At 63.1% G+C, this 22,112-nt stretch carries 25 protein-coding genes; 17 read left to right on the top strand and 8 right to left on the bottom strand.

Annotated elements, in window-relative coordinates; all coding sequences use genetic code 11:
* Positions 1–108: 108 nt before the first annotated feature.
* On the bottom strand, positions 109–984 hold the full coding sequence (locus FJV43_RS01535) for a tetratricopeptide repeat protein (protein WP_239624111.1): 876 nt from the start codon (positions 982–984) through the stop codon (positions 109–111).
* A 50-nt stretch (positions 985–1,034) separates the two neighbouring features.
* Positions 1,035–1,667, bottom strand: coding sequence for a FecR domain-containing protein (locus tag FJV43_RS01530; protein ID WP_239624109.1), 633 nt, complete (start codon positions 1,665–1,667; stop codon positions 1,035–1,037).
* Positions 1,668–2,228: 561 nt separating this feature from the next.
* Here FJV43_RS01530 and FJV43_RS01525 point away from each other — a divergent pair.
* A complete protein-coding gene (locus FJV43_RS01525; RefSeq protein ID WP_239624107.1) occupies positions 2,229–5,009 on the top strand; it encodes a VCBS domain-containing protein in 2,781 nt (926 codons plus the stop codon).
* A 262-nt stretch (positions 5,010–5,271) separates the two neighbouring features.
* Here the strand turns inward: FJV43_RS01525 and FJV43_RS01520 are convergent, their stop codons facing one another.
* Positions 5,272–5,631 (bottom strand): formate dehydrogenase accessory sulfurtransferase FdhD, encoded by a 360-nt coding sequence (locus tag FJV43_RS01520; protein WP_239629806.1) that lies wholly within the window; start codon positions 5,629–5,631, stop codon positions 5,272–5,274.
* 353 nt (positions 5,632–5,984) lie between these two features.
* Here FJV43_RS01520 and FJV43_RS01515 point away from each other — a divergent pair, with 353 nt between their 5' ends.
* Positions 5,985–6,593 carry an isochorismatase family cysteine hydrolase gene (locus FJV43_RS01515; RefSeq protein WP_239624106.1) on the top strand — a complete coding sequence of 203 codons (609 nt, stop codon included), beginning with the start codon at positions 5,985–5,987 and terminating at the stop codon, positions 6,591–6,593.
* A gap of 177 nt (positions 6,594–6,770) precedes the next feature.
* On the opposite strand, the gene FJV43_RS01510 is transcribed toward FJV43_RS01515, so the two are convergent.
* Positions 6,771–7,340 carry a hypothetical protein gene (locus FJV43_RS01510; RefSeq protein ID WP_239624105.1) on the bottom strand — a complete coding sequence of 190 codons (570 nt, stop codon included), beginning with the start codon at positions 7,338–7,340 and terminating at the stop codon, positions 6,771–6,773.
* Between the two features lie 11 nt (positions 7,341–7,351).
* Positions 7,352–8,527, bottom strand: coding sequence for a zinc-dependent alcohol dehydrogenase (locus tag FJV43_RS01505; protein WP_239624102.1), 1,176 nt, complete (start codon positions 8,525–8,527; stop codon positions 7,352–7,354).
* Between the two features lie 181 nt (positions 8,528–8,708).
* Between FJV43_RS01505 and FJV43_RS01500 the strand changes: the two genes are divergently transcribed.
* On the top strand, positions 8,709–9,491 hold the full coding sequence (locus FJV43_RS01500; RefSeq protein WP_239624101.1) for an SDR family NAD(P)-dependent oxidoreductase: 783 nt from the start codon (positions 8,709–8,711) through the stop codon (positions 9,489–9,491).
* A gap of 106 nt (positions 9,492–9,597) precedes the next feature.
* Entirely contained in the window at positions 9,598–9,723 is a 126-nt protein-coding gene (locus tag FJV43_RS37130; protein ID WP_256456778.1) for a hypothetical protein, read from the top strand.
* A gap of 114 nt (positions 9,724–9,837) precedes the next feature.
* Here the strand turns inward: FJV43_RS37130 and FJV43_RS01495 are convergent, their stop codons facing one another.
* Positions 9,838–10,242, bottom strand: coding sequence for a response regulator (locus FJV43_RS01495; protein ID WP_239624099.1), 405 nt, complete (start codon positions 10,240–10,242; stop codon positions 9,838–9,840).
* Between the two features lie 88 nt (positions 10,243–10,330).
* Between FJV43_RS01495 and FJV43_RS01490 the strand changes: the two genes are divergently transcribed.
* From FJV43_RS01490 to FJV43_RS01460, 7 genes are all read left to right on the top strand, one after another.
* Complete coding sequence (locus tag FJV43_RS01490) at positions 10,331–11,335, top strand: chemotaxis protein CheB (protein ID WP_239624098.1); 1,005 nt, start codon at positions 10,331–10,333, stop codon at positions 11,333–11,335.
* 10 nt (positions 11,336–11,345) lie between these two features.
* Complete coding sequence (locus FJV43_RS01485) at positions 11,346–11,642, top strand: hypothetical protein (RefSeq protein ID WP_239624096.1); 297 nt, start codon at positions 11,346–11,348, stop codon at positions 11,640–11,642.
* A 185-nt stretch (positions 11,643–11,827) separates the two neighbouring features.
* Positions 11,828–14,995, top strand: a complete 3,168-nt coding sequence (locus tag FJV43_RS01480) for a CheR family methyltransferase (RefSeq protein WP_239624095.1) — start codon at positions 11,828–11,830, stop codon at positions 14,993–14,995.
* Positions 14,996–14,998: 3 nt separating this feature from the next.
* A complete protein-coding gene (locus FJV43_RS01475) occupies positions 14,999–15,757 on the top strand; it encodes a Crp/Fnr family transcriptional regulator (RefSeq protein WP_239624093.1) in 759 nt (252 codons plus the stop codon).
* Between the two features lie 144 nt (positions 15,758–15,901).
* Positions 15,902–16,078, top strand: a complete 177-nt coding sequence (locus FJV43_RS01470) for a hypothetical protein (RefSeq protein WP_239624092.1) — start codon at positions 15,902–15,904, stop codon at positions 16,076–16,078.
* Between the two features lie 157 nt (positions 16,079–16,235).
* On the top strand, positions 16,236–16,418 hold the full coding sequence (locus tag FJV43_RS01465; RefSeq protein ID WP_239624090.1) for a hypothetical protein: 183 nt from the start codon (positions 16,236–16,238) through the stop codon (positions 16,416–16,418).
* A gap of 197 nt (positions 16,419–16,615) precedes the next feature.
* Positions 16,616–16,819, top strand: a complete 204-nt coding sequence (locus FJV43_RS01460; protein WP_239624088.1) for a hypothetical protein — start codon at positions 16,616–16,618, stop codon at positions 16,817–16,819.
* Positions 16,820–16,981: 162 nt separating this feature from the next.
* Here the strand turns inward: FJV43_RS01460 and FJV43_RS01455 are convergent, their stop codons facing one another.
* Positions 16,982–17,470: a hypothetical protein gene (locus FJV43_RS01455; protein ID WP_239624086.1), complete on the bottom strand. Its 489-nt coding sequence runs from the start codon at positions 17,468–17,470 to the stop codon at positions 16,982–16,984.
* A gap of 86 nt (positions 17,471–17,556) precedes the next feature.
* On the opposite strand from FJV43_RS01455, the gene FJV43_RS01450 reads away from it, so the two are divergent.
* From FJV43_RS01450 to FJV43_RS01430, 5 genes are all read left to right on the top strand, one after another.
* Entirely contained in the window at positions 17,557–17,766 is a 210-nt protein-coding gene (locus FJV43_RS01450) for a hypothetical protein (protein ID WP_239624085.1), read from the top strand.
* Entirely contained in the window at positions 17,766–17,966 is a 201-nt protein-coding gene (locus tag FJV43_RS01445) for a hypothetical protein (protein ID WP_239624083.1), read from the top strand. Before FJV43_RS01450 ends, FJV43_RS01445 begins: the two co-directional genes overlap by 1 nt.
* A gap of 62 nt (positions 17,967–18,028) precedes the next feature.
* Positions 18,029–19,105, top strand: coding sequence for a flavodoxin family protein (locus FJV43_RS01440; RefSeq protein WP_239624082.1), 1,077 nt, complete (start codon positions 18,029–18,031; stop codon positions 19,103–19,105).
* Entirely contained in the window at positions 19,102–20,004 is a 903-nt protein-coding gene (locus FJV43_RS01435; protein WP_239624080.1) for an NAD(P)/FAD-dependent oxidoreductase, read from the top strand. Before FJV43_RS01440 ends, FJV43_RS01435 begins: the two co-directional genes overlap by 4 nt.
* A 147-nt stretch (positions 20,005–20,151) precedes the next feature.
* The gene (locus FJV43_RS01430; protein WP_239624079.1) at positions 20,152–20,340 is read left to right on the top strand and encodes a hypothetical protein; all 189 of its coding nucleotides are present in this window, start codon (positions 20,152–20,154) and stop codon (positions 20,338–20,340) included.
* Between the two features lie 24 nt (positions 20,341–20,364).
* Here the strand turns inward: FJV43_RS01430 and FJV43_RS01425 are convergent, their stop codons facing one another.
* Entirely contained in the window at positions 20,365–21,303 is a 939-nt protein-coding gene (locus tag FJV43_RS01425) for a GlxA family transcriptional regulator (protein ID WP_239624077.1), read from the bottom strand.
* A 92-nt stretch (positions 21,304–21,395) separates the two neighbouring features.
* Here FJV43_RS01425 and FJV43_RS01420 point away from each other — a divergent pair, with 92 nt between their 5' ends.
* The gene (locus FJV43_RS01420) at positions 21,396–22,082 is read left to right on the top strand and encodes a DJ-1/PfpI family protein (RefSeq protein WP_239624076.1); all 687 of its coding nucleotides are present in this window, start codon (positions 21,396–21,398) and stop codon (positions 22,080–22,082) included.
* Positions 22,083–22,112 lie beyond the last annotated feature (30 nt).

The following is a 22,112-nucleotide window of genomic DNA, read 5'->3' as shown; positions in this document are numbered from 1 at the left end:
AGCGTTGCTGCCGAATAGCGTGCGAGGAACGCCTCGCATGAGGCGTGGCTGGTCACAGCGACGGCGCCGATCGCGGGCAATGAGGTCGCACTATCGAGACACTAGCGCCTATCGCACGCCGTACCGCGAGAAGTCCTCGACGATCGTGGGGCGAATGGCTTTTGCGGCTGCAATGTCCGCGTCGCCGCCGATCGCGTCGCCCTTCTTCAGTCTGGCCAAGCCCCTTCCGTAGAGGGAACTCGCAAGCTTTGGGTCAAATGTCAGCGCCGAGCTGTAGTCTGCGACAGCCGCGTCGAGCGCGCCCATCTTTAGATGGACCATCCCGCGCGAGTCGTACGTGGCCGCCTTGTTCAGCTGGGATCGAAGCGATCTGTTGCAATCCTCCAGCGCTGCCTGCAGGGCGCCAAGCACGGCTCTGGTCCAGCAGCGGCCGCTCCATACCTCGTCAAGATCCGATGTGAGACGGAGGGCCTCGTCGTGGTCGGACGACGCGGCATCGTACTCATTCTTCTTCAGGTGCGCTTGCGCACGATTGGCGAAGGCTTTGGCGTAGCCAGGGTCCAGCCTGATGGCCTGGTCGAGCGTCTGAATCGCGACGTCGTATTCGCCTTTCAGCAGGTAGGCCACACCCCGGTTATTGTAGGGCTTGGCGAATTCAGGTGCCAGCTTGATCGATTCATTGAAGTCTTGGATTGCGCGGTCGTAGTCGCCCTTCGCAACGTAGGCATTCCCACGATTATTGTAGGAAATCGCCAGGCCTGCTGCCGTGCTCTGGTGCGAGTCGATCAGCGTCGAGCAAGCGGAAATCCGTGAGTCGAGCGAGCTGCGCTCCGAGCCATTGCAGAGTTCAAGATCCCGGAGGCTGTTGGCCGTCGGGTTCTGCGCGGCAGCCAACGACGGCAGGAGTAGCAAGGCCAGGGCGCATATGACGACGATGCCTCTCGATCGGCGGGTTTGCGCGGCCGCAGCGTGGCGGGCGTGCACCGAACCTTGTGGGCATTTGCTGAACGACGGTTGGGCGTATGGCAATGATCCTAGCAGCCTCGACAGATTTTGAAATCGAACTTGCGGGTAGCGTTCTGACGGGGTTCTCGCGTCACGGGTGCCTCCGTTTTCTTCTTGCCCTCCTCGATAAGCGTGGAGAATTTGACTGAGCCATCATCCGAGATTGCGACGTGCGGTGTGGTCCCTCGAATTCCCATGGTCGCGACAGGAGTGTCGACCTTCATATCGCCTGTTTTGGCAACCTTTCCGGCGACGAAGGTAAACGTCCCCCTGGTTAGACTAAACAAGGTCGAATTCGAGTTTCCTCCAGGGTCATACACGAACTCGTCCAGGACCATCCGGGCGTTGGTCGATAGATTGAAAGTTGTGCCATCCGTAAAATTGATGCCGACCCGGCCGTCAGCCCCGGTCCGGATGACATCGCCTACATAGACGGGGTCTCCAACCTTCGTCGAGCCAGACGCTTTGGCCTCGATGACGACTGCGTTCGCATGTTCGATGGCCACCGCGCCGGTGACACTGACGACCTTTCCAATGAGCTTCGCTGCATCCTGGATCGCGGGCGGCGCTGCATTGACTTGCGCTTCTGCTGGTCCGGCGAACGAGCCTGGCAGAGCCAAAACGAAATAGGTCGCCAGCGCGGCAATCGTGCGAACGAACATAATCTCCCCCTTCCGAGAAGATCACCGATTATAACACAAGCAACGCGCCTTTCGATTCCGAATATCGCGGACCGACTAGGCCTCACGGGCTAGACTGAGCGACCTAGGTTTCCGATGCCCGTGCCGGTGTTGCGCCGCGCATAGACGGCTGCATCTCGGTCGAGTACATTGATTGAACAAATTTCTGTGAAGCGCTGAGCTCTGTGCAGGCCACATGGCACCAGATTTTTTTCATGCGCGCGAGGTCATTTTCGACGGGCAGATGTCGGTTGCGGCGCAGGGCGTCTGTTCAAGGCGCAGGCGATATAACAAGGATATTCGGCAACCACGAGCGGCGCGCGGATTTTGACAGCCGAGGCTGAGGCAATGTCGATTTGCCACCATGCTGAGTTGGATAACGCAGGTGAAGCAATTGCGGTTCCGCGTTGTCAACTTGTCGACAATCCCCGGACTACGACTTTTCTTAATCGTGCGCGCGCCTCGTTCGCGAGTTGGATGACAAGAGGACTCGCGTTCGTTGGGACGTTTGGGGGAAGCCGAGCCCCATCCGATGTAACTGGCATGCTGTGGTTCACAGCCCTGATCTTGGCTGAGTCAAAGCAAGCTCGTGCCGCCGACCCCGAAGCCACATTCCTGGATGATGGTATCATTACCTACAAGGACCTCGAGCATGGCCAGTTCGAACTCGTAACCAAAGAGGCGATCCCGCGACATATTCTGGTTGACGATCCCGGACAGACTATTGTTCTGCACGAAAAAGGATCCTCGTTCGCCGTAAACAAGGTCAACAATACTGCCGCTCAGATGGAGGAGCTTCGCGCCGCACAACAGGACGTGCTCGCCAATTTTTCGAGGGAGACAGGAGCAAAGGGATCAAGCACACCCCCGTCCGTTAGCCCCCTGACGCCTCAACGCATCGATTTTATCAGGCCTGATGCCCCGCTTCCGCAGATTGCGCCGGCGATACAAACGATCTTTGTCGTTCCCGCTATCGTCGATCCCCCCGTGCGGTCGTTGACCGTGACGGCTTTGCCGATTGTTACCGACACGTCTGCCCTTGACCATTTCCCCTCGACTGCCGGTGCTCTGAAGGCGATCAACTTTACCGGCGCTCCGCTGAGCTACAGCATAAGCGGCGGGGTCACTGGAGCCGCGAAACTGGGCGGTGTGACATATGATGTTTCCAAAGCCGGGCAATATGGCACGCTTTACGTCAACAGCTCGACCGGCGCCTACGCGTTCGCTCCGGATAATCACGCGATCAATGCGCTGACTGCGACGACAACCGAAGGTTTCGTTGTCATGGTCTCGGACGGTGCATCCAGGGCCGATCAGACCTTCACGGTCACCATCAACGGTGTCAATGACGCAGCGATTATCGCCGGCGACGCGACGGGCGCGGTGGACGCGGCAGGTGCCGCCGCCAATGCTGCCGCCGGCACGGCGACGGCAACAGGCACGCTTACCGATACGGACGTCGATAACCCGCCCAACACCTTTAAACCAGTCAGTGCGCCTCAGGCGAGCGATGGTGGGTACGGTGTCTTCACGATGACGGTGGATGGCGTGTGGACTTACGTGCTGACCGATACCAGGGGTGCGGTAAAGGCGCTTGATGTCGGTGGCACCCTTACCGACAGCTTCACGGTGGCGACAATCGACGACACACGAAAGGCGGTGACAATCACCATCCGCGGCGCCAATGACGGGCCGATCGCACATGCTGATGTGCTGCCGTTGCTTCCTCCGAGCGCGGCGAATGTTAGCCAGGGCGGCTCGCTGACGATCGCCGCAAGCACTCTGCTTGCGAATGACACCGACCCCGATACCGGCGATCATCTGGCGGTCCTTTCCGTCAGTGGACTCAGTGCGAGCGGCGCGGCGGTGTCGCTCTCTGGCGCTGACATCATCTACGAATCGACGAGCGCCGCCGCCCTTCGCGCCCTCGGGGCCGGGCAGACCGTCACCGATTCTTTCGCTTATACGTTAGCTGACACTCATGGTGCGACTGCGTCGGCGACCGTGACGCTGGTCGTAGCGGGCATCAACGATCCACCGACAATTCTCAGCGAGACCGATCCACCGGTGCAGGCCGTCGTGGTCAATCCAATCGCGCTGGCCGAGGGGGTAAACACAAACTCGCTGGGCCTGGCGACAGAGTCGTTCGATGACCTGCCAAGCGGATCCGACGCGTTCCACGGCAACTTTTACAGTGCTTCGCTGGATGCCACATTTTCGGGATCGGGAAATGTCGGCGTCATCAATGGATCGATCCCCGGCGTCGCGGTCGCTCTGTTCCTCGGACCGTTGCCAGGCGGCGCGGATACCACCGACTATTTGAGCCTCAGCGCCGGCAGCACCGAGACAATCACCTTTGGCTCGGAGCGAAACACGTTTGGCCTGTATTGGGGTACGATTGACGCAATGAACAAGGTCAGTTTCTACAACGGCGTGAATCTTGTTGTATCCTACACCGGCGCCGAAGTTGGGGCGCTCTTGAGCGCACATCAGGGTGTGTTCGCTTCGAATGGCTATTTGGAATTTGTCGGAATCAACCCCTTCGACCGGGTGGTTCTAGAAACGGGCAACTTCAACGCATTTGAGCTCGAAAACATCTCTGCGGGAGTTGTCCTCGATCGCCACGCCGGCATCGCGGGACCCGTGTCGGGAACGCTGATCGTGAACGACGTCGATATCGGCGACACGCTCACGGCGTCAGTGATCGGAAACGCCAGCGTTGAATTCAGCGGCTCGAACGGCTCAACGACGCTGCCCTTTGGCGCCGATGTCGCAACGCTGGTCGATGCCAGCTACATCGCGTTCGACATCGTCAAGACAAATGGTGCGACGCAGACGTTGAATTGGACCTACAGTCCGACTGATGCCGATCTCGATTTTCTCAAAGCCGGCGATGAATTGACCATTAGATATACGGCGCAGGTCAATGACGGGCACGGCAATGTGGGAAGTCAGGCGCTGACGATTACGATAGTCGGTACCTATGCGTCACAAGACATGTCGCACCTAAGCGTTGTTAATGGTACCAGTGCGGACGAGACATTTCAGAACGTCGGCAACGGCGTCACGATCTTCGGCGCAGGAGGAAGCGACAATTTCGTGTTCAATGAGAATTTTGGCACCGCAACAATCGGCGATTTCGATGTCGATAATGACACGATAGCGATCAGTCGTAACTTGTTCGGCAGTGTTGCCGAGATCTTGGCTGCAGCAACCGACGCCGGCCCGGACACGATCATTACATCGCCCGCCACTCACGATGCTATTGTGCTGAAGGGGGTATTACCAGCGCAGCTGCATGGCTTGGAGTTCCAGCTGCTCTGACCGTCGAGGGCTTTGGGTTAGGCGATCCGAGAATCCTCCCGGCCGGACACGGTCTTCACCGTCGTCAGGGGCAAGCGGTATCGTCTGGTGCTGAACAACAACAGCGGCGACGAGCATCCCGTGCCCTGCATCGCCACTCGTTCGAGATCACGAAGGTAGGGAACAAGCCCACCGCACGATCAGCATGCCCAGATACTCCACGGCCGAGGTCGATTTCGCCGCCGACGGGCCCGGACCGACCTTTCCGCTGCCATCATCAAGATCACATGGACGAAGGCTTAGCCGGGCTGATCACATATGCATGATCGCTACTTCTTGAGGGCCTCGCCGGTGAACTCGAGGACCCGCGACTTGGCCAATGCGAGTCCGCGCTTGCCGAGCGGTGTCGCCCGATAGAGGGTGCGTGCCGTTCGTCCGGGATGCTCTTTGCGCGACCGCAGATAGCCTGCCGCCGTCGCTCCTTCAACCTGCGCCCCGCGTCCGGTCGTAGCCAGAGACCCAGCTCGATGCCGTCGGGACCGGGCACGACCGTGAGTTCCTCGATCTCGCCGAGGTCGCGAATGATTCCCTCGGTGAGACTAAATCCCCGGGCGAGGTCGGTCAGATCGGTGGGGGTGGCCATCAGAACGGCGACCGTCGTTCCATCGTAGACGAGTGCCACGGGACATTCCTCTGCCACGATGCGCACATCATGCGCACCGCTCGAGGTTAGTCTTGGCATCTTGACCATGGCCGTGGGCGGCGATGCGCGATCGCCAAGTTGAGAGCCGTGCTTGGATGCTCGTCCTGCGTCCCGACATGACGCGCGAGCCGGCGCAAGGTTCCGGGCACTTAGGAACTTGCGATGGCATCTCGGGTTTTGGTGCGGGGCCTGCTGTTCAAGGACGTTCCACCCGAAATCATCGACGGCGGAGAGGCGCCGATTTCGGCATCGTGAATTCTGGATGAGGGCAACATGGTCAGGGGTGGACGACGATGAGGGACAGCACGTCGGATGTCGCCGACATCAGAGATGCCGTTCACTTGTGCATCGACATGCAGAACATCTTCGCTCCCAGCGGCCTTTGGGCGACGCCCTGGATGGAGCGTGTCCTGCCGACGATCGTTTCGGTCGTCTCACGCAATCCGGCGAGAACGATCTTCACGCGTTTCATCACTCCGCCGGATCCGGAGGATCGTCCGGGGCAGTGGCAGAGCTATTTTCGCCGCTGGCACCAGGCGACGCGCAGGCATCTGCCGCCGTCCGCCCTTGAGCTCGTGCCGGCCTTGAACCGCTTCGTTCCGCCGGCGGCCGTCATCGACAAGCCGGCCTATTCGGCCTTCAGCAATCCCGGTCTCGCGAGCGTGTTGGTCGAAAAGAAGATCGGTACCGTCGTGATATCAGGCGCAGAGACGGACGTCTGCGTGCTTTCGACGGTCCTGAGCGCCGTCGATCTCGGCTTCAGGGTCGTCATTGTCGAGGACGCGCTGTGCAGCTCGTCTGATGTCGGGCACGATGCGCTCATGACGATGTATCGCAGCCGCTTTCACGGCCAGGTCGACCTGCTGACAGCGGAAGAGCTGGCCGAATTCTGGCGGGAGTAGGAAGCTAAGCGGGATACGATCCGCAATCGCGAAGGCGCGCAATGCGCACCCGGTGTCCTTTGAGATGGGTATTGCGTTGCTTCCCTCCGTCCGCCTTGTAGGCAAGGACATCGTCCTGCGACCGCATCGGTCGTAACCAGCTCGTAGATAACGGCGGAGTCCCACCACGCCGCTTCGTCACGGGACCCGGTGCTCATCGCCTTGCTTCACCTCGTTGTGCCCAGCGTGCGCTGCAATCTGCCTTGCCGCAGTTCTGGCGTTCTCTATGCCCTTGGGAAAACCGCTGCGGTTCGGATAGAGCTTGCGCCGTGCGTCGCGCGGCGGGCGTCGCGGCTTGGTGTCCTGCGCGGCGCGGTAGTCGAGCATGGCGATGCCGCCGACCATCAGCAGTGCGAGCGCGATATTGCCCTTCTTGGGGTTGTCCGGCGTCAGCCCTGAAAGCAGCGCCGCGGCATCGAGGCCGTCGCCGCCGACGCGGGCCCACAGGCCGGCGTTCTTGTCCACCGAGAGCGACATGATCCCAGCCACGATCTCGCGCACCCCGAAGGCGCGGACCAGCGTCTCATGGCCTTCCATGCCCAGCGTGCGCGTGACGCGCCTTGGCGCAAGGAATTCGACGGCGCCAAGACCGATGCTGAACCAGCCGAGAGCGCGCGCGAGCTGGTCCGCGGGCTGCTTCAGGCTCGGTCCGCCCTCGATGATCTTCGGGTCGCCCTTGGTGCGTACGATGTTGGAGAAATGAAACATGAGTCTGCTCCTCAGGGCTTCAGCACGACCTTGACGCAGGAATCCCGCTTGTCACGGAACACCTGGTACATCTCGGGGCCTTGGCTGAGCGGGACGGTGTGGGTGATCACGAAGGAGGGATCGATCTCACCTTCTTCGATGCGGCGAAGCAGGTCGTCGGTCCAGCGGTTGACGTGGGTCTGGCCGGTCCGCATCGTCAGCCCCTTGTTCATGAAGGCGCCCATCGGAAGCATGTCGGACAGACCGCTGTACACGCCCGGCACGGAGATGATGCCGCCCGGCCGGCAGACATAGATCATCTCGCGAAGCACGTGGGGCCTGTCGCTCTCCGCCATCACCATCTGCTTGGCGCGGTCGAGCAGCGCGTCGGGCAGGGACGCCATGACATGCGACTCCATTCCCACGCAGTCGATGCACTTCTCCGGGCCCTTGCCGTCGGTCAGCTCCTTGAGCCGCTCCAGAACGCTCTCGGTCTCGAAATTGATCGTGGTGGCGCCGCCGGCCTCGGCCATGCTGAGCCGCTCCGGCAGGCAGTCGATCGCGATCACTTGGTTGGCGCCGAGCAGGATGGCGCTGCGGATCGCCATCTGCCCGACCGGACCACAGCCCCAGATCGCGACCGTGTCGGTCGGCTCGATGTCGCATTGCACGGCAGCCTGCCAGCCGGTCGGGAAGATGTCGCTGAGGAACAGCAATTGCTCGTCGGGGATGCCGGCGGGCACCTTGATGTGGGTGGCATCGGCAAAAGGCACGCGGAGATATTCAGCCTGGCCGCCGGGATAGCCGCCGGTCAGATGCGTATAGCCGAACAGGCCCGCCGTCGCGTGTCCAAAGACCTTGTCGGCCAGATGACGCTTGCGGTTGGTGGTCTCGCACACCGAGAAATTGCCGCGCTTGCACTGGTCGCATTCGCCGCAAATGATCGTGAACGGCACGACGATGCGGTCGCCCTTCTTCAGCTTGCCGTCGACGTCCGAGCCGACCTCGACCACTTCGCCCATGGTCTCGTGGCCCATGATGTCGCCGGGCAGCATGCCCGGAATGAAATTGTGGAAGAGATGAAGGTCGGAGCCGCAGATGGCGCAGCTCGTGACCTTGATGATGGCGTCGCGCGGATCCTGGATCTCCGGATCGGTGACGGTGTCGCACCTTATGTCCTCCTTGCCGTGCCAGACCAGCGCCTTCATCTTCCGTCCTCCCGGTTTGAACCACGTGCCATCTAAGTCCAGGAATGAACGATGGTTGCTATCGCTGCGCGCAAATTCTTCGCACTGCGCAAATAGGAACGACGGGGCAGGGCGGCGATTGAGCGTCATCACCTCAATTCCAAGACCTCAATTCCAAGACCTCGATTTCAAGGATGTGCGCATGCCCGCCAATCAACTCGCCGTCGTCACAGGCGCCTCAACCGGTATCGGCCTGGAACTCGCCAGGTGCTGCGCCCAGGCAGGTTTCAACCTTGTCATCGCAGCGGACGAGCCTCAGATCGAAAGGGTGGCCGTCGATCTGCGCCGGCTCGGCGGCAGCGTGGAGCCGGTCGAGGCCGATCTCGCCACCACCGAGGGCGTCGACAAGCTCTGCGACGCCGTCGCCGACCGGCCGATCGATGCACTGCTGGCCAATGCCGGCATCGGTCTCGGCAGGGCCTTCCTCGACCAGGACTTCGCCAGGGTGAGACGCCTCATCGACACCAACATCACCGGCACGCTGTATCTGATCCACCGTGTCGGCAATAAGATGCTCCGCCGCAATGCCGGTCGCATCCTGATCACCGGCTCGATCGCGGGCTTCATGCCGGGCAGTTTCCAGGCGGCCTACAACGCCAGCAAGGCGTTCCTCGATTCATTCTCGTTTGCGCTGCGCGAGGAGCTGCGCGAGAGCGGCGTCACCGTCACCTGCCTGATGCCGGGTGCGACCGAGACCGAGTTTTTCCGCCGTGCCGACATGATGGACACCAAGGTCGGCACCGAGAAGAAGGACAGCGCCTACGACGTCGCCAAGGCCGGGTTCGACGCAATGCTGCGCGGTGAGTCCGACATCGTCACCGGGTTGAAGAACAAGATCCAGACGACGGTCGCCAACGTCACGCCGAACGAGGTGCTGGCCAAGCAGCACCGCAAGATGGCTGAGCCGGGCACCGCGCGGTCGTAGGGCGAGACCGGCGCAATCTCGCGGAGCGGCGCCAACCGTCTTGCGGACGGCAAGGGAGACCGCCGATTCACATAGCCTAATTCGCAGCGGCCTCGAAACCGTCAAATTGTACGGGCTGAAAACAAAAGGGGCTGCGATGGCGATGGATCGCATCGAGCAGGCCTTTGTCGCGACTGCGGTCACGGGTTTTCTCGTGATGATGGTGGCAATTATCTGGATGATGATGAGCTGAACCGGGGGAGCTTGCCGTCTTGCGCGTCGCGCTACCTTACGCCGCGGTTATCCTGTGCATGGCGGTGAGCACCTGGCTCGCATTCGCGCGCCTGCTCTGATTGCTTGGCCTGATCTATCGCGCGGGGCCGGCGATCAGCGCAGCCAGCTTGCGCGCCATTGCGGCAACATCGATCGGCTTCTCAATGAGCGGCACGTCCTGAAATTCCGGGCCGACGGTGACCCTTTCATATCCCGTGGTGAACACGAAGGGCACCTTGCGCGCCTTCAGCTCGCGGGCGATCGGAAAGATCATCTCGCTGTGAATGTTGACGTCCAGGACCGCGGCATCCAGCGTGCTGCCGTCGCGCAGGATCTCGACTGCGTCCTCGATGTGACCGGCGGGACCTGCGATCTCCGCGCCCAGTGCGCGGAATGTCGCGCTGATGTCATCGGCAAGGAAATATTCGTCCTCGACCACGAAAACTCTGCGCCCGGTGAGAGGCGCAGGCTGACCGGATGACGTACGCGATATCGTCATGGTGCCTACAGCCTTCGCTTCCGCCCCGTAGGAACATAAAACGGGGGCCCGCCTTGGATGCAAAACGACGCAACTGAAAACGGGTTCCATGAGCAACCGCGACATCATCGTGATCGGAGGCTCGGCGGGAGCGACCCAGCCGCTGAAGCAGATCCTGAGCCGATTGCCGCCGGATCTGCCGGCAGCCGTCTTCATCGTTCTGCACATTCCGGCGCAGGGGATTGGGATCCTGTCGACGGTGGCCAGGAGCGCCGGCCCGCTTCCGGTTCGCCAGGCCGAAAACGGCATGAAGATCGAGCCCGGACAGATCTACCTGACCGCGCCGGACCATCATCTGCTGCTCTCGGAGGATCGGGTGCTGCTCGGGCGCGGTCCGCGCGAGAACCTGGTGCGGCCGGCCATCGACGCGCTATTCCGGTCCGCAGCCATTACTCACGGTCCGCGGGTGATCGGCGTGGTCCTGAGCGGCCTGTTGTCCGACGGCGCGGCAGGCCTCAATGCGATCAAGCGCTGCGGCGGGATGGCGGTGGTCCAGGATCCCGCGGACGCCATCTCCGACGAGATGCCGCGGCGCGCGATGGAGGAGACCACCGTCGACCTCTGTGTTCGCGGTGCGAATATGGGTGACGTCCTGTCCGAACTCGTCAAGGAGCAGGCCGGAGCCGCGCTTCCGATCCCGCCGGAGATCAGGTTGGAGGTCGAGATTGCCGCCGGAGACCGGATTGGCAGCGACAAGCTGCTCACGGTTGCCGATCCCGTCGCGCTGACCTGTCCGGCCTGCGGTGGCGTTCTGTCCGAGGTCAAGGAGTCGCGCCCGATGCGCTTCCGTTGCCAGGTCGGTCATGCCTTCACGGTCGATACGCTCGCCAAGGAGCAGGAGGGACGCGTCGACGAGGCCTTGTGTGTCGCCTTGCGCATCATCGAGGAGCGGGCAGAGCTGGTGAAGCGCATGGCCGCCGATGGCCGGCGCAGCGGCCGGCCCGCGGTCGCCGAGATGTACCAGGCGAGAGCGGCTGAATATCGAGAATATGCCGACATGATCAGGCGGGTGGTGCTACAATCGCTCGATCCTCCAGCCCGTAAGCGGGAGTGAGGGGTCTGCCATGACCATCTCTGTTGCTGAACAAACCGAGCAGCTCGATGCCGAGCAGCGCCTTCTGGTGAAGGCCGACCGCGATATCGAGGAGGGCTGTCAGCGCATCCGCAAGCAGGAGGATCGCGTGCGCGAACTTCACGCCGGCGGTCACGATACCGGCCAGGCCGAGCGGCTGGTCGACGTGTTCAAGCAGACCCTGACGGAATGGGAGCGCCACCGCGTCCTGATCGCTCAGCGCGTCGCTTATCTGCAACGGCAATTGGCGGCAGGAAAGCCCGACGCTGGCCAGTGGCCGGAGCCCTGAAGCCGCGCGCCGTCTCTCCGGCCTGGATGCCGCGCGGCTCCACCATCAGGGCTCAAACGTTGCGAAAACCGAAGGAGGCTCTGTGGCATTCTTGTCTTTGATCTGTCGGGGTCCCGCTGATTTCTGCTATCTGCAGGGATCGGGCGCCCGTCGGTGCCGGCCAGTGAGAGAGAGCTAACAGGTCCATGACTGAAGTCGGCGAGCAAGCGGTCGAAGGAGAGCGCCAGGCCAAGTCCCCGCTTGTCATTGGCGTTGGCGCCTCGCCGGCCGCTCTGGACAGCATCGAGCGCTTCTTTGCCAGGCTGACTCTGGGCGCCGACCAGACGATCGTGCTGGCGCTTCAGCACCACGAGACGTTCGACGAGGCACGGCTGCGTCAGATCGTGCAAAGCTCAAACGGCGGCAGGCTGTCCGACCCCGGCCATGGCCATCCGATCGAGGGCGGCAATGTCTACCTGTGCCCGCCGGCGATGATCACCACGATTCAGGGCGACCGTTTCGCGATCCGCAGGGCCGAGCAGGCGCCCGGCGAGCGTGCCACGATCGACAGCTTCCTGGTCTCGCTCGCGGAGGAGCGCGCTGAGAAGTCCATCGGTGTGGTCTTGTCGGGTACCGGCGGCGATGGCACGCTGGGCACCGCAACGCTCAAGGATCACGGCGGTCTGGCCATCGCCGAGAAGATCGCGAGCGAGACATCCGACACTCTCAAGGATGCCAACACGCCGGCGGCGATCGCGGACTACGTGCTGCCGCCGGAGGAGATTCCCGAGCACATCCAGCTCTATGCCCGCCATCTGCGACGCCTGGAGGAGAAGCAGGGGTTCGACGAGGTGCTGGCCGCGGCCGCGACCTCGCTGTCGCGGATCGCCGACATCCTGCGTAACAAGACCGGCAACGATTTTCACGGCTACAAGCAGAACACTTTCCTGCGCCGCGTGCAAAGGCGCATGCAAGTGGTCCAGATCGACGATATCTCCGCTTATGTGGAGTTCCTGCGCAACGACAAGGATGAGGTGCAGCATCTCTTCAACGATCTCCTGATCGGAGTCACCGAGTTCTTCCGCGACAAGCGCGAGTTCGAGGTGCTGGAGACCCAGATCATCCCGAAGATCTTCGAAGGCAAGGGCGCGGCACAGCAGGTTCGCGTCTGGGTGCTCGGTTGCGCCACGGGTGAGGAGGCCTATTCGATCGCCATCCTGCTGCGCGAATACATGGCGCGGATGGACGGCGCGCCGCAGGTGCAGATCTTCGCCACCGACATCGATGGCCGCGCGCTCGCCGCCGCACGGGTCGGCCGCTACCGCACCTCCATCGAGGCCGACATGACCAGCGAGCGTCTGGCGCGCTGGTTCGTGCGCGAGGGCGACACCTATTGCGTGGTCAAGGAGCTGCGCGAGATGTGCATCTTCTCCCAGCACAACGTCATCAAGGACGCGCCGTTCTCGCGGCTTGACCTCGTCTCGTGCCGCAACCTGCTGATCTACCTCAACGCGGAGCTTCAGAACCGCTTGATCCCGCTGTTCCACTTCGCGTTGTTGCCCGACCGCTATTTGTTTCTCGGCAATTCCGAGAACGTGACGCGGCATCCGAAGCTGTTCGTGCCGATCGACCGCCGTGCACGCATCTTCCGGAAACTCGAGACCGGAACGCGGCTGCCGCCCGAATTTCCGATCACGGCCGCTGCGACCAAGGTGCCGGTCGACGTGCCGCCGATGCGCTCGCTCGGCCCCGATGTCGGTCTCGAGCGGCGCGCGCAACGGATCGCGGAACGATATGCCCCCGCCTATGTCATCACCGACGACAATTTCCAGATCCTGCACTTCTCGGGGCGCACCGGGCGATACATCGAGCCGACCGCAGGCGCCGCAACGCTCGACCTGCTCCAGCTCGTGCATCGCGATCTCCGCCTGGAGCTGCGAACGGCGCTCGCCCGCGCGGCGGAAACCAACGAGGCTGTCCATGCCGAGCAGGTGCATCTCGGTGTGAACGGCCACCGTATTCTTGTGAACATCACGGTGGAGCCGATTCAGGAGGGCGCCGGCGGTCACCGGAATTTTGTCGTTCTGTTCAAGGAGGGACCGGCCCAATCGGTCGGGGACGACCGGAGCAAGCCCAACGCCGTCATTCGCACCGAGCATGTCGAGCGGCTCGAGAGCGAGCTGCGCGCGACGCGCGAGCGTCTCCAAGCCACCATCGAGGAGCTCGAAAGCACGAATGAGGAGCTGAAATCCTCGAACGAGGAATACCAGTCGCTCAACGAAGAGCTTCAGTCCGCCAACGAGGAGCTCGAGACCTCACGCGAGGAGTTGCAGTCGGTCAACGAAGAGCTGACCACCGTCAACGGCGAGCTGGCGCACCGCGTCCAGGAGTTGACCCGCGCCACCAGCGACCTCAAGAACTTCCTCGAAAGCACGCAGATCGCGACCGTGTTCCTCGACAACGATCTGCGGGTGATGACCTTCACCCCGGCGATCACGCAAATCCTGCACCTGGTGGAAACCGATGCAGGCCGCCCCATTTCCCACATCAAGGCGCGCATTCCGATCGAGGAGCTCTACGACGACGTTCGCCGCGTGCTGCGCACCCTTGCGAGCGTCGAGCGCGAGGTGGTGGCGCCGGACGATGGTACGAGATACATCGCGCGCGTCCTGCCTTACCGGAGCATCGACAATTTCATTGCAGGCGTCGTCATCACCTTCATCGACGTCACGGCGATTACACGCGCCGAGGCGCGGCAGCGCCTGCTCCTCTCCGAGCTTCAGCATCGGGTCCGCAACACGCTCGGGGTGGTACGCTCGATTGCCCGCCGCTCTGCGGAATCGAGCTCCACGGTCGAGGAATATGCTTCGCATCTCGACGGCCGGCTGAACGCATTCGCCCGGACCCAGGCGCTGGTCACCCGCGACCCCGAAGGCGGCGTCGACCTCGAATATCTCGTGGTCGAGGAGCTGCTGGCCTATGATGCACGCGAAGGTGAGCAGATGCGGGTCTCCGGCCCCAAGGTACGCTTCCGGCCCAAGGCCGCCGAAACGTTCGCGCTGGCCATTCACGAACTCGCGACCAACGCGCTGAAATACGGCGCGCTGAGCCAGCCGTCGGGTCGCATCGAGGTCTCCTGGCGCATTGACGAAAGCACCGAACCTGCGCAACTGATGTTCGAATGGCGTGAGCAGGGAGGGCCGAGGGTGCCGCCGCCGCCGCGAAAGGGTTTCGGCACCGAGCTTCTCGAGCGTACGCTGGCGTTCGAGTTGAAAGGGCGGACCACGATGGCCTTCAATTCCGGGGGGCTGCAATGCACGATCACTATCCCACTGAGCAAGGGTTCCTTCCACACACCGGCCGTGGCTGACTGACTGATGCTCTTGTCGATCGCCGATCGCAGCCTGGTGGAGCCGGCCATTCGCCGGCTGAATGCCTTGAGGCCGCTGTCGCCCGAGGCGCAGGCATCGCTTAAATATGCGATGCTCGAGGGGGTGCAGCGCGCCGGCGCTGGCGAGGACCTGATCTCGGAGGGAGACCCCGTCGACAGCGTCCGCGTCGTGCTGTCGGGCTGGCTCTGCCGCTACAAGACGCTCGAGGACGGCCGGCGCCAGATCGTCAACTTCATCTTTCCCGGCGAGAGCTGCGACGCTCATGCGTTCCTGCTCTCCACCATGGACCATTCCATCGCCGCGCTGACCCAGGCCGTCTATGCCGAGATCAAGCGCGCGCAGTTCGAGAGCCTGTTGGCTGCCGACCATTCGCTTGCTGAAGCGTTCCTGTGTGAGACCCTCGTCAACAACGCGATTCAGCGCGAGTGGGCCATCAATCTCGGCCGTCGCGTCGCGCTCGAGCGCGTCGCGCACCTGTTCTGCGAGATTTTCGAGCGTCTTCGTCCCGTCGGCATGGTCGAGGGCAATAGCTGCGCGATGCCGGTGACGCAGATGGACCTGGCGGACGCCACCGGCCTCTCGGTTGTCCATCTCAACCGCACGCTCCAGGAGCTGCGCGCCTCGGGGCTGATCGTGCTGCGCGACCGTACGCTGATGATCAAGGATATCGACGCGCTCAAGACCGCGGCCCTGTTCTCGCCGAGTTATCTGCAACTCTATCGGGGCGGTCGAGAGCGCGGATGAAACCCCGCCTTTTCCCGTCTGTGCACTAGGAACAGGGGCTGATCTGAGCTAGCCTACCGGTATCGCCGGCCGAGGCCCTGTCCGTAGGCGCCGGTGGCTGAGAGATCGCGCGCTCCCGCCTGCATAGAGATGAGGAGCGTGGCCATGGATGGCGATCGCCTTGGTCTCGAAACCCGGCGTCTTCTGGAGCGCGCCGATCGGGCCATCGAAGAGAGTATGCGCCTGCGGGCTCTCAATGCCGAAGTCAGGCGGCAGCTCCGGCGGGCCCGCGATCAAATGGAACAGCAGCTCGCCGAGTCCTTCGCAAACACGGGGCCGTAACCAGCGGCCGCGCACCCATCTTCGAGCCATGAGTTGGCGCAACCAGCGCACGCACGATGGAACGAGGAGCTCGGTGCTACGTGCACTTTTGCGCAATTGCTCATTTTGAGTAACCTACGTAAATGAGCGGCTCGCGGAATTGGCTTAAAGTTGTTGGATGCGCGACGCCCTTATTCCCCGAGCAACTCGTGCGATCGATGCCAGCCGCGCTTTGCGGGAGGAGCGTCGACTGCTGATGGAGCATCACGATCAAATCGTGGCTGATTTGCGCCTGGCCATCATGGAGAGCGCCATGGTTCGCACGGAAATCAAGGCCCGCCGAGACAATCAAGACAACTAGCTCGCGTTGGCGGAGCCGGAGCGTTTCTGAGCAAGTGACGTCTTTTGAGTAACTTGCGTTGCGCCGGGCCGGAGTTTTTCGGCGAGCCGAGCAACCGTTCCACGTCAGGAACGTTGGATGCACGCCAGCGCGATTTTGCTGGCATCATCAACATGTGAACGCAACGGCGCGCTCCGCTGACTGACAGGGATACGTCCATGACGACGATGCGGCGTCGGATCAAGCACGAGGATAGTTTGGAGGCGCGGCTGGCCGCCGAAGCGGAGCGGCTGCGCGAAGAGGCCAAATCGCTCCCGCCGGGCGCGGCGCGCGAGGAGATGCTCCGCAAGGCGCGGCAGGCCGAGACGGGATCGCAGATGAGCGAATGGCTGCGGTCGCCGGGCTTGCAGCCGCCCAACTAGCGACCGCCGCTGCAGCGTGCAGCTGGTCAGGCTGCACGCGCCGGGAACGGGTCAGATGTCGGCGCGTACCGATGCGCTGGTGTCGTGGGCAGAAACCGGAAAAATGAGCACCACGTCCATCGTTCCCCGTTGCGTCCGGTTGTCACCCGGCGGTGCGGGAAATCAACGCCGCTTCGCCGCTTTGGTTCGCCGGCTATAGGGCGAGCGGTTGACGGGCCTCAGCGAAATCCCTTCGCGTTGCGCCTTGCTGCGGATGGCCGCGACCGGCCGCTGAAGCTTGATGCTCATCACGCCGGTCGGCGTGTTGCTTTGGCGAGCTGCTTCAGCTTGCTCACGTCCGCCGGCGTCCAGGGCTCGCGCGCGCGGCGCTTGTACGCGGGATTTTCCTTGCGCGGTCCCTTGCGGCCGATCGGCGAGCCCGGCCGCTTCCATGCTGCTTTTGCCATGATGGTCCTCCTTCAAGTCGTTCTTGAACATGCGAATCGGCATTTCGGTTCCGGCGCAGTCCGGATGAGGCGGCCATGCGCCTTTCGCTTTCGCAAAATCACGCAGCGTTAACTTATTGAAATGCCGGAACCGCAAGGTGCGGCCGAAACTGCAAACGCGCTTCCGGAGCTGGGCCGCCCCAACCGGCAGCGGCTTGACTGACACGCGACTTGACAAGCGACTTGGGCCCCGGCGCCCCCAACCTCCCGTCGGGGCCAGCTTTCTTCCATCCAGATCCAACGTGAAAATCCATGACCGCCAAACGTAACCGCAGGAAACAGACCCAATCGCTTCAGGAGCGGCTGGCCGCCTTCGCCGAAAGCGCCCGCGAGCGCGCGCGCAGCCTGCCGCCCGGCCGGGAACGCGAAATGCTGCTGCGACGCGTCAAGCAGAACGAGGTGACCTCGAACCTGACAGAGTGGCTGAGCGCACCTGTCTCCCCAAGACGAGAACAATCGTAGTGGGGAGCATCAAGCATTACCGCGCGTTTCAGATCGAACCGGACGGTCACGTGTTCGGATGCATCAATCTGGTCTGCGACGATGACGATCAGGCCAAACGCGAAGCGGCCGCGCTCGTGCTGGCCCACCGCATCGAGCTGTGGCGGCTCGACCGGCGGATCGCGCAATTCGATCTGCCGCGGGAGGCTGCTCGACAGTAGAGCTGTGGGAACCGGGGGCTGCGCGCCGGGTTGGTCGATGACCGACTTCGCCAGGAGCCAGCATGACGGAAGCCGACGTTCGCAAGGGAATGCCGCCCGTCAAGCTGTCGCGCGAGGAGTTCGAGCGACGCTACAAGGAGCAGTTCGTCGACCCCGCCTTTGCCCCGCTGCAACGTGAGCTCGATGTCATCGCTGCTGCGGCCTGGGACGCCTACAGCCATTCGCGCAAGGCGCCGTTGACGCGGAAGGCGGGTGCAGGCTTCTTCGACCCCGATTACGATCTTGCCCTCGACTGGCTCGATGCGCGCGCGAAGATCCTGGAAGCGCAGCGGCGCCACGACGATGCGGACGAGACGCCGCGCATCCTCGTCATCAACGGCTCGGCGCGCAGCGAGCACACCTGTCCCGGCGAGATGTCCAAGACCTGGCGGCTGGTCAAGCTGGCCGAGCCCGTCTTCATCGAGATGGGATTTGCCGTCGACATCCTCGATCTGTCGCGCCTCGCCTCGGAGTTCGGCAAGACCATTCATCCCTGCAAGGCCTGCGTCGGCACCGCCATGCCGCTCTGCCACTGGCCGTGCAGCTGCTATCCGAACCATTCACTGGGCCAGACCGGCGACTGGATGAACGAGATCTATCCGCTCTGGGTTGCCGCCCACGGCATCATGATCGTGACGCCGGTGCACTGGTATCACGTGCCCGCCGGGCTCAAGGCGATGATGGACCGCATGGTCTGCGCCGACGGCGGCAATCCCGATCCGACCTCGACCCACGGCAAGAACGCCACCGAAGCCAAGGCGATGGAGCTGAAGGGCTGGCCCTATCCGCGCCATCTCGCCGGCCGCCATTTCGGCCTCGTCGTTCACGGCGATGCGGTCGGCGCCGAGGGCGTGCGCCGCGCCTTGTCCGACTGGCTCACCGACATGCAGCTGATCTCGGCCGGGCGCTTCGCCGAGCTCGACGGTTATGTCGGCTATATGGAGCCATACGCCACCTCGCATCGCGATCTCGACGAGGACAGGGAATTCCAGCAGGAGGTGCAGAACGCGGCGCGCGCGCTGGGCAACGCGGTCCGGCTTGCAAGGAGCGGGCGCCTCGAGGAGCCCGGTACCGGTCTTGCGGACCCGAACCCGAAATGACCGGCGCGCCGCCGCTCGATTGCCTGATCGTCGGAGGCGGGCCGGCCGGGCTCATGGCCGCGATCTATCTGGCGCGATTCCGTCGCAGCGTCTGCGTCGTGGACGTCGGCGCGAGCCGGGCGGCGCTGATCCCACGCAGCCACAATGTCCCGGGCTTCGTCCACGGCCTGTCCGGCACTGAACTGATCGAACGGATGTCGGCCCAGCTGCACGAGCTCGCCGTCACGCGCGTGGACGCCGAGGTCACCGCCCTGCAGCGACGCGATCAGGGTTTTCTGGCGAGCTGGAATGGCCGCGCGCATGCGGCCGCTGCCGTCATTCTCGCCTGCGGCATCGTCGACACCCATCCGCCGTTCGACGAATGGCGCGCCGCCGTTGCGGATGGGCTGTTGCGCTACTGCCCCGTCTGCGACGCCTTCGAGGCGTCCGGCCGCCGCATCGGCGTCATCGGCCCGCTCGCGCGCGCCGCGGGCAAGGCGCTGTTCCTGCGCGGCTATTCGAAAGACGTCACGCTGCTCGCAACGGATCGTGATGACGATCAGGCGGCAACGTCACAATTGGCCGAGGCGGATGTGGACGTCCTGTTCGCGCCCGATCTGCGTTTGCGGCGGAGAGGCGAACTCGTGGAAGCCGTCTTCGCCGACGGCCGCACGGCGCAATTCGACACGATCTATCCAGCGATGGGTGCGGAGGTGCGCTCGCAGCTCGCGGTGTCGCTGGGCGCCGAGCATACCGGGGAGGGCTATCTGAAGGTCGACGACCACCAGCGCACATCGATCGATGGGCTCTACGGCATCGGCGACGTCGTCACCGACCTGCACCAGATCTCGGTCGCGTTCGGCCACGCGGCGGTTGCCGCCTGCATGATCCACAGCAGCCTGCCGCAGCAACTGGCTTGACCGGGCGCGATGGCGGTGAGCCTCGCGATCGATCGGAAAAATCGGCAGCGAATGTGCCGAGGATTGCGGGCGGCATGGACGAAGGCGTCGCGATGTGTCGCTCATGCGTACAATCCTGCCGCGCGATGGCGGCCTGAGGAGATGTCCATGCTGGAAGAAAAGCTCAAGGAAGCCATCATCGACGAGTTGAAGCGCCAAGCCGCCGACCGGCCGCAAGCGCTGAAGGTCCAGGGCGCGGGAGACGCGAAGAGCTCGGAGGAGCTGACCGTCAATTGCAGGATCGACCTTGGTGCGCTGGTCATGGTGATCGCAGGATCGGTTGCCGGCGGGCCTTAGACTAGCGCCGGTCAACTGCAGCTCTCATGCAGTTCGGGCGGAACGCCGCAGGGACTTCGGCGGCTGACCGAATGCGCGGATGAAGGCTCTGCGCATCCGCTCGGGGTCGCGAAATCCGGTGGCTTGAGCGACGCGCTCGATCGCTTCTCCGGAGGACTGCACGCGCTCCCGTGCCACCTCGACCCGCAAGCGCTCGACGGCCTTCGTTGGCGTGGATCCGGTTTCGGCAATGAAGGAGCGGACGAAATGCCGTGAACTCAGGCCTGCGCGCTCGGCAAGTGCCTCGACCGTGAGAGGCGCATCCAGATTCTCGCGCACCCATGAAAGAAGGTTGCCGAAGCGCCCGTTCGGCCTCTTCAGTTCGAGCAAGGTCGAGAACTGCGATTGTCCGCCGCTGCGGCGATGGTACAGCACCAGCTGCCGAGCGGTCGCTTGCGAAATCTGTTCACCGTGGTCCTCGGCGATCATGGCGAGCGCCAGATCAATTCCTGCGGTGATTCCGGCCGATGTCCACACGCCCCCATCGCGGGTGAAGATCTGGTCCGGCTCGAGCCGGACTTTCGGGAACCGTCCGATGAAGTCACGGGTACAGGACCAATGCGTGGTCGCGCAACGACCGTCCAGGACTCCCGCCTCGGCGAGCAAATAGGCCCCCGAGCAGACGCTGGCCAGACGCACGCCGCGGCGCGCCAATCTCTGAATAAATGCGATCGTCGTCTTGCAGCGCGCCGCGTCCTCGACGCCTTCGCCACCTGCCACGAAAAGTGTCGTGACTGAGCTTGCCGATCGCAAGTTGCGCGCGAGCATCTCGGTGCCGGACGAACTGCGCACGGCGCCGGCCTTCGTGGCTACCATTATCACACGCGGCGCATGCGGCGTGTGGCGTCTTGCGATCTCGAACACCGATATCGGGCCGGCGGCATCCAGCAACTGGAATTCGGGAAAGATCAGGAAACCGATCATGAACGCGTCCAAAAATGAGGGAATTACGCCGTTTCCGCCCCCAAGGCCAACATGGCAGGCTGCCACCGTCAAGCGCGATGTCGAGGTTGAATATGTCGGGTCCGTTGCAGATCGGTCTTCTGGTTTTTCCCCGCGTTACCCAGCTCGATCTCACCGGTCCCGCTCAGGTCTTCTCCAGCCTGCCTGACGTGACGGTGCATCTGATCTGGAAACGCATCGAGCCCGTGCCGAGCGATTCCGTGATTGCGCTGACGCCGACCATCACCTTCGCCGATTGCCCGCAACTCGACGTGATCTGCGTCCCGGGCGGCTATGGCACCGACGAGCTGATGCTGGACGAGGAGGTGCTTGCGTTTCTGAAAGCGCAGGCGCGGGGCGCGAAATACCTGACTTCGGTCTGCACGGGTTCGCTCGTTCTCGGTGCCGCCGGTCTCCTGAAAGGATATCGCGCGGCCACGCACTGGACGGCGACCGATGCATTGCCGCTCTTCGGAGCCGAGGTGTCGCGCGAGAGGGTCTGCATCGATCGCAATCGCATGACGGGCGGCGGCATCACCGCCGGAATCGACTTCGCGCTCACGCTCGTTTCGATGTTGAGAGGCCGCGCGGCTGCGGAAATGATCCAGCTGCGCATGGAGTACAATCCCGTACCGCCTTTCCGGGCCGGTTCGCCGGATACCGCACCGGCTGCGATCGTTGCTGCGATGAAGGAGCTGGTCGCGCCGGCGCAGGCGAGGCGTCTGGAGTTCGTCAGGAGAGCCATTCATCGGGAGGGATAGCGCGGTGTTTCGAAGCAATCATTGCCGACA

The organism is Bradyrhizobium sp. I71, from assembly GCF_022354745.1.
Taxonomy (GTDB): Bacteria; Pseudomonadota; Alphaproteobacteria; order Rhizobiales; family Xanthobacteraceae; genus Bradyrhizobium; species Bradyrhizobium liaoningense.
This window is presented reverse-complemented; position numbering and strand designations above follow the sequence as displayed.

Bases quoted from the DNA above. Each gene is read 5' to 3' on its own strand.
- FJV43_RS01425 (WP_239624077.1), bottom strand. From the start codon at position 21,303: ATGATCGGTTTCCTGATCTTTCCCGAATTCCAGTTGCTGGATGCCGCC.
- FJV43_RS01525 (WP_239624107.1), top strand. From the start codon at position 2,229: ATGCTGTGGTTCACAGCCCTGATCTTGGCTGAGTCAAAGCAAGCTCGT.
- FJV43_RS01430 (WP_239624079.1), top strand. From the start codon at position 20,152: ATGCTGGAAGAAAAGCTCAAGGAAGCCATCATCGACGAGTTGAAGCGC.
- FJV43_RS01495 (WP_239624099.1), bottom strand. From the start codon at position 10,242: ATGACGATATCGCGTACGTCATCCGGTCAGCCTGCGCCTCTCACCGGG.
- FJV43_RS01485 (WP_239624096.1), top strand. From the start codon at position 11,346: ATGACCATCTCTGTTGCTGAACAAACCGAGCAGCTCGATGCCGAGCAG.
- FJV43_RS01435 (WP_239624080.1), top strand. From the start codon at position 19,102: ATGACCGGCGCGCCGCCGCTCGATTGCCTGATCGTCGGAGGCGGGCCG.
- FJV43_RS01465 (WP_239624090.1), top strand. From the start codon at position 16,236: ATGCGCGACGCCCTTATTCCCCGAGCAACTCGTGCGATCGATGCCAGC.
- FJV43_RS01490 (WP_239624098.1), top strand. From the start codon at position 10,331: ATGAGCAACCGCGACATCATCGTGATCGGAGGCTCGGCGGGAGCGACC.
- FJV43_RS01520 (WP_239629806.1), bottom strand. From the start codon at position 5,631: ATGGCCACCCCCACCGATCTGACCGACCTCGCCCGGGGATTTAGTCTC.
- FJV43_RS01480 (WP_239624095.1), top strand. From the start codon at position 11,828: ATGACTGAAGTCGGCGAGCAAGCGGTCGAAGGAGAGCGCCAGGCCAAG.
- FJV43_RS01530 (WP_239624109.1), bottom strand. From the start codon at position 1,667: ATGTTCGTTCGCACGATTGCCGCGCTGGCGACCTATTTCGTTTTGGCT.
- FJV43_RS01440 (WP_239624082.1), top strand. From the start codon at position 18,029: ATGACGGAAGCCGACGTTCGCAAGGGAATGCCGCCCGTCAAGCTGTCG.
- FJV43_RS01505 (WP_239624102.1), bottom strand. From the start codon at position 8,527: ATGAAGGCGCTGGTCTGGCACGGCAAGGAGGACATAAGGTGCGACACC.
- FJV43_RS01510 (WP_239624105.1), bottom strand. From the start codon at position 7,340: ATGTTTCATTTCTCCAACATCGTACGCACCAAGGGCGACCCGAAGATC.
- FJV43_RS01420 (WP_239624076.1), top strand. From the start codon at position 21,396: ATGTCGGGTCCGTTGCAGATCGGTCTTCTGGTTTTTCCCCGCGTTACC.
- FJV43_RS01475 (WP_239624093.1), top strand. From the start codon at position 14,999: ATGCTCTTGTCGATCGCCGATCGCAGCCTGGTGGAGCCGGCCATTCGC.
- FJV43_RS01450 (WP_239624085.1), top strand. From the start codon at position 17,557: ATGACCGCCAAACGTAACCGCAGGAAACAGACCCAATCGCTTCAGGAG.
- FJV43_RS01500 (WP_239624101.1), top strand. From the start codon at position 8,709: ATGCCCGCCAATCAACTCGCCGTCGTCACAGGCGCCTCAACCGGTATC.
- FJV43_RS01470 (WP_239624092.1), top strand. From the start codon at position 15,902: ATGGATGGCGATCGCCTTGGTCTCGAAACCCGGCGTCTTCTGGAGCGC.
- FJV43_RS01515 (WP_239624106.1), top strand. From the start codon at position 5,985: ATGAGGGACAGCACGTCGGATGTCGCCGACATCAGAGATGCCGTTCAC.
- FJV43_RS01460 (WP_239624088.1), top strand. From the start codon at position 16,616: ATGACGACGATGCGGCGTCGGATCAAGCACGAGGATAGTTTGGAGGCG.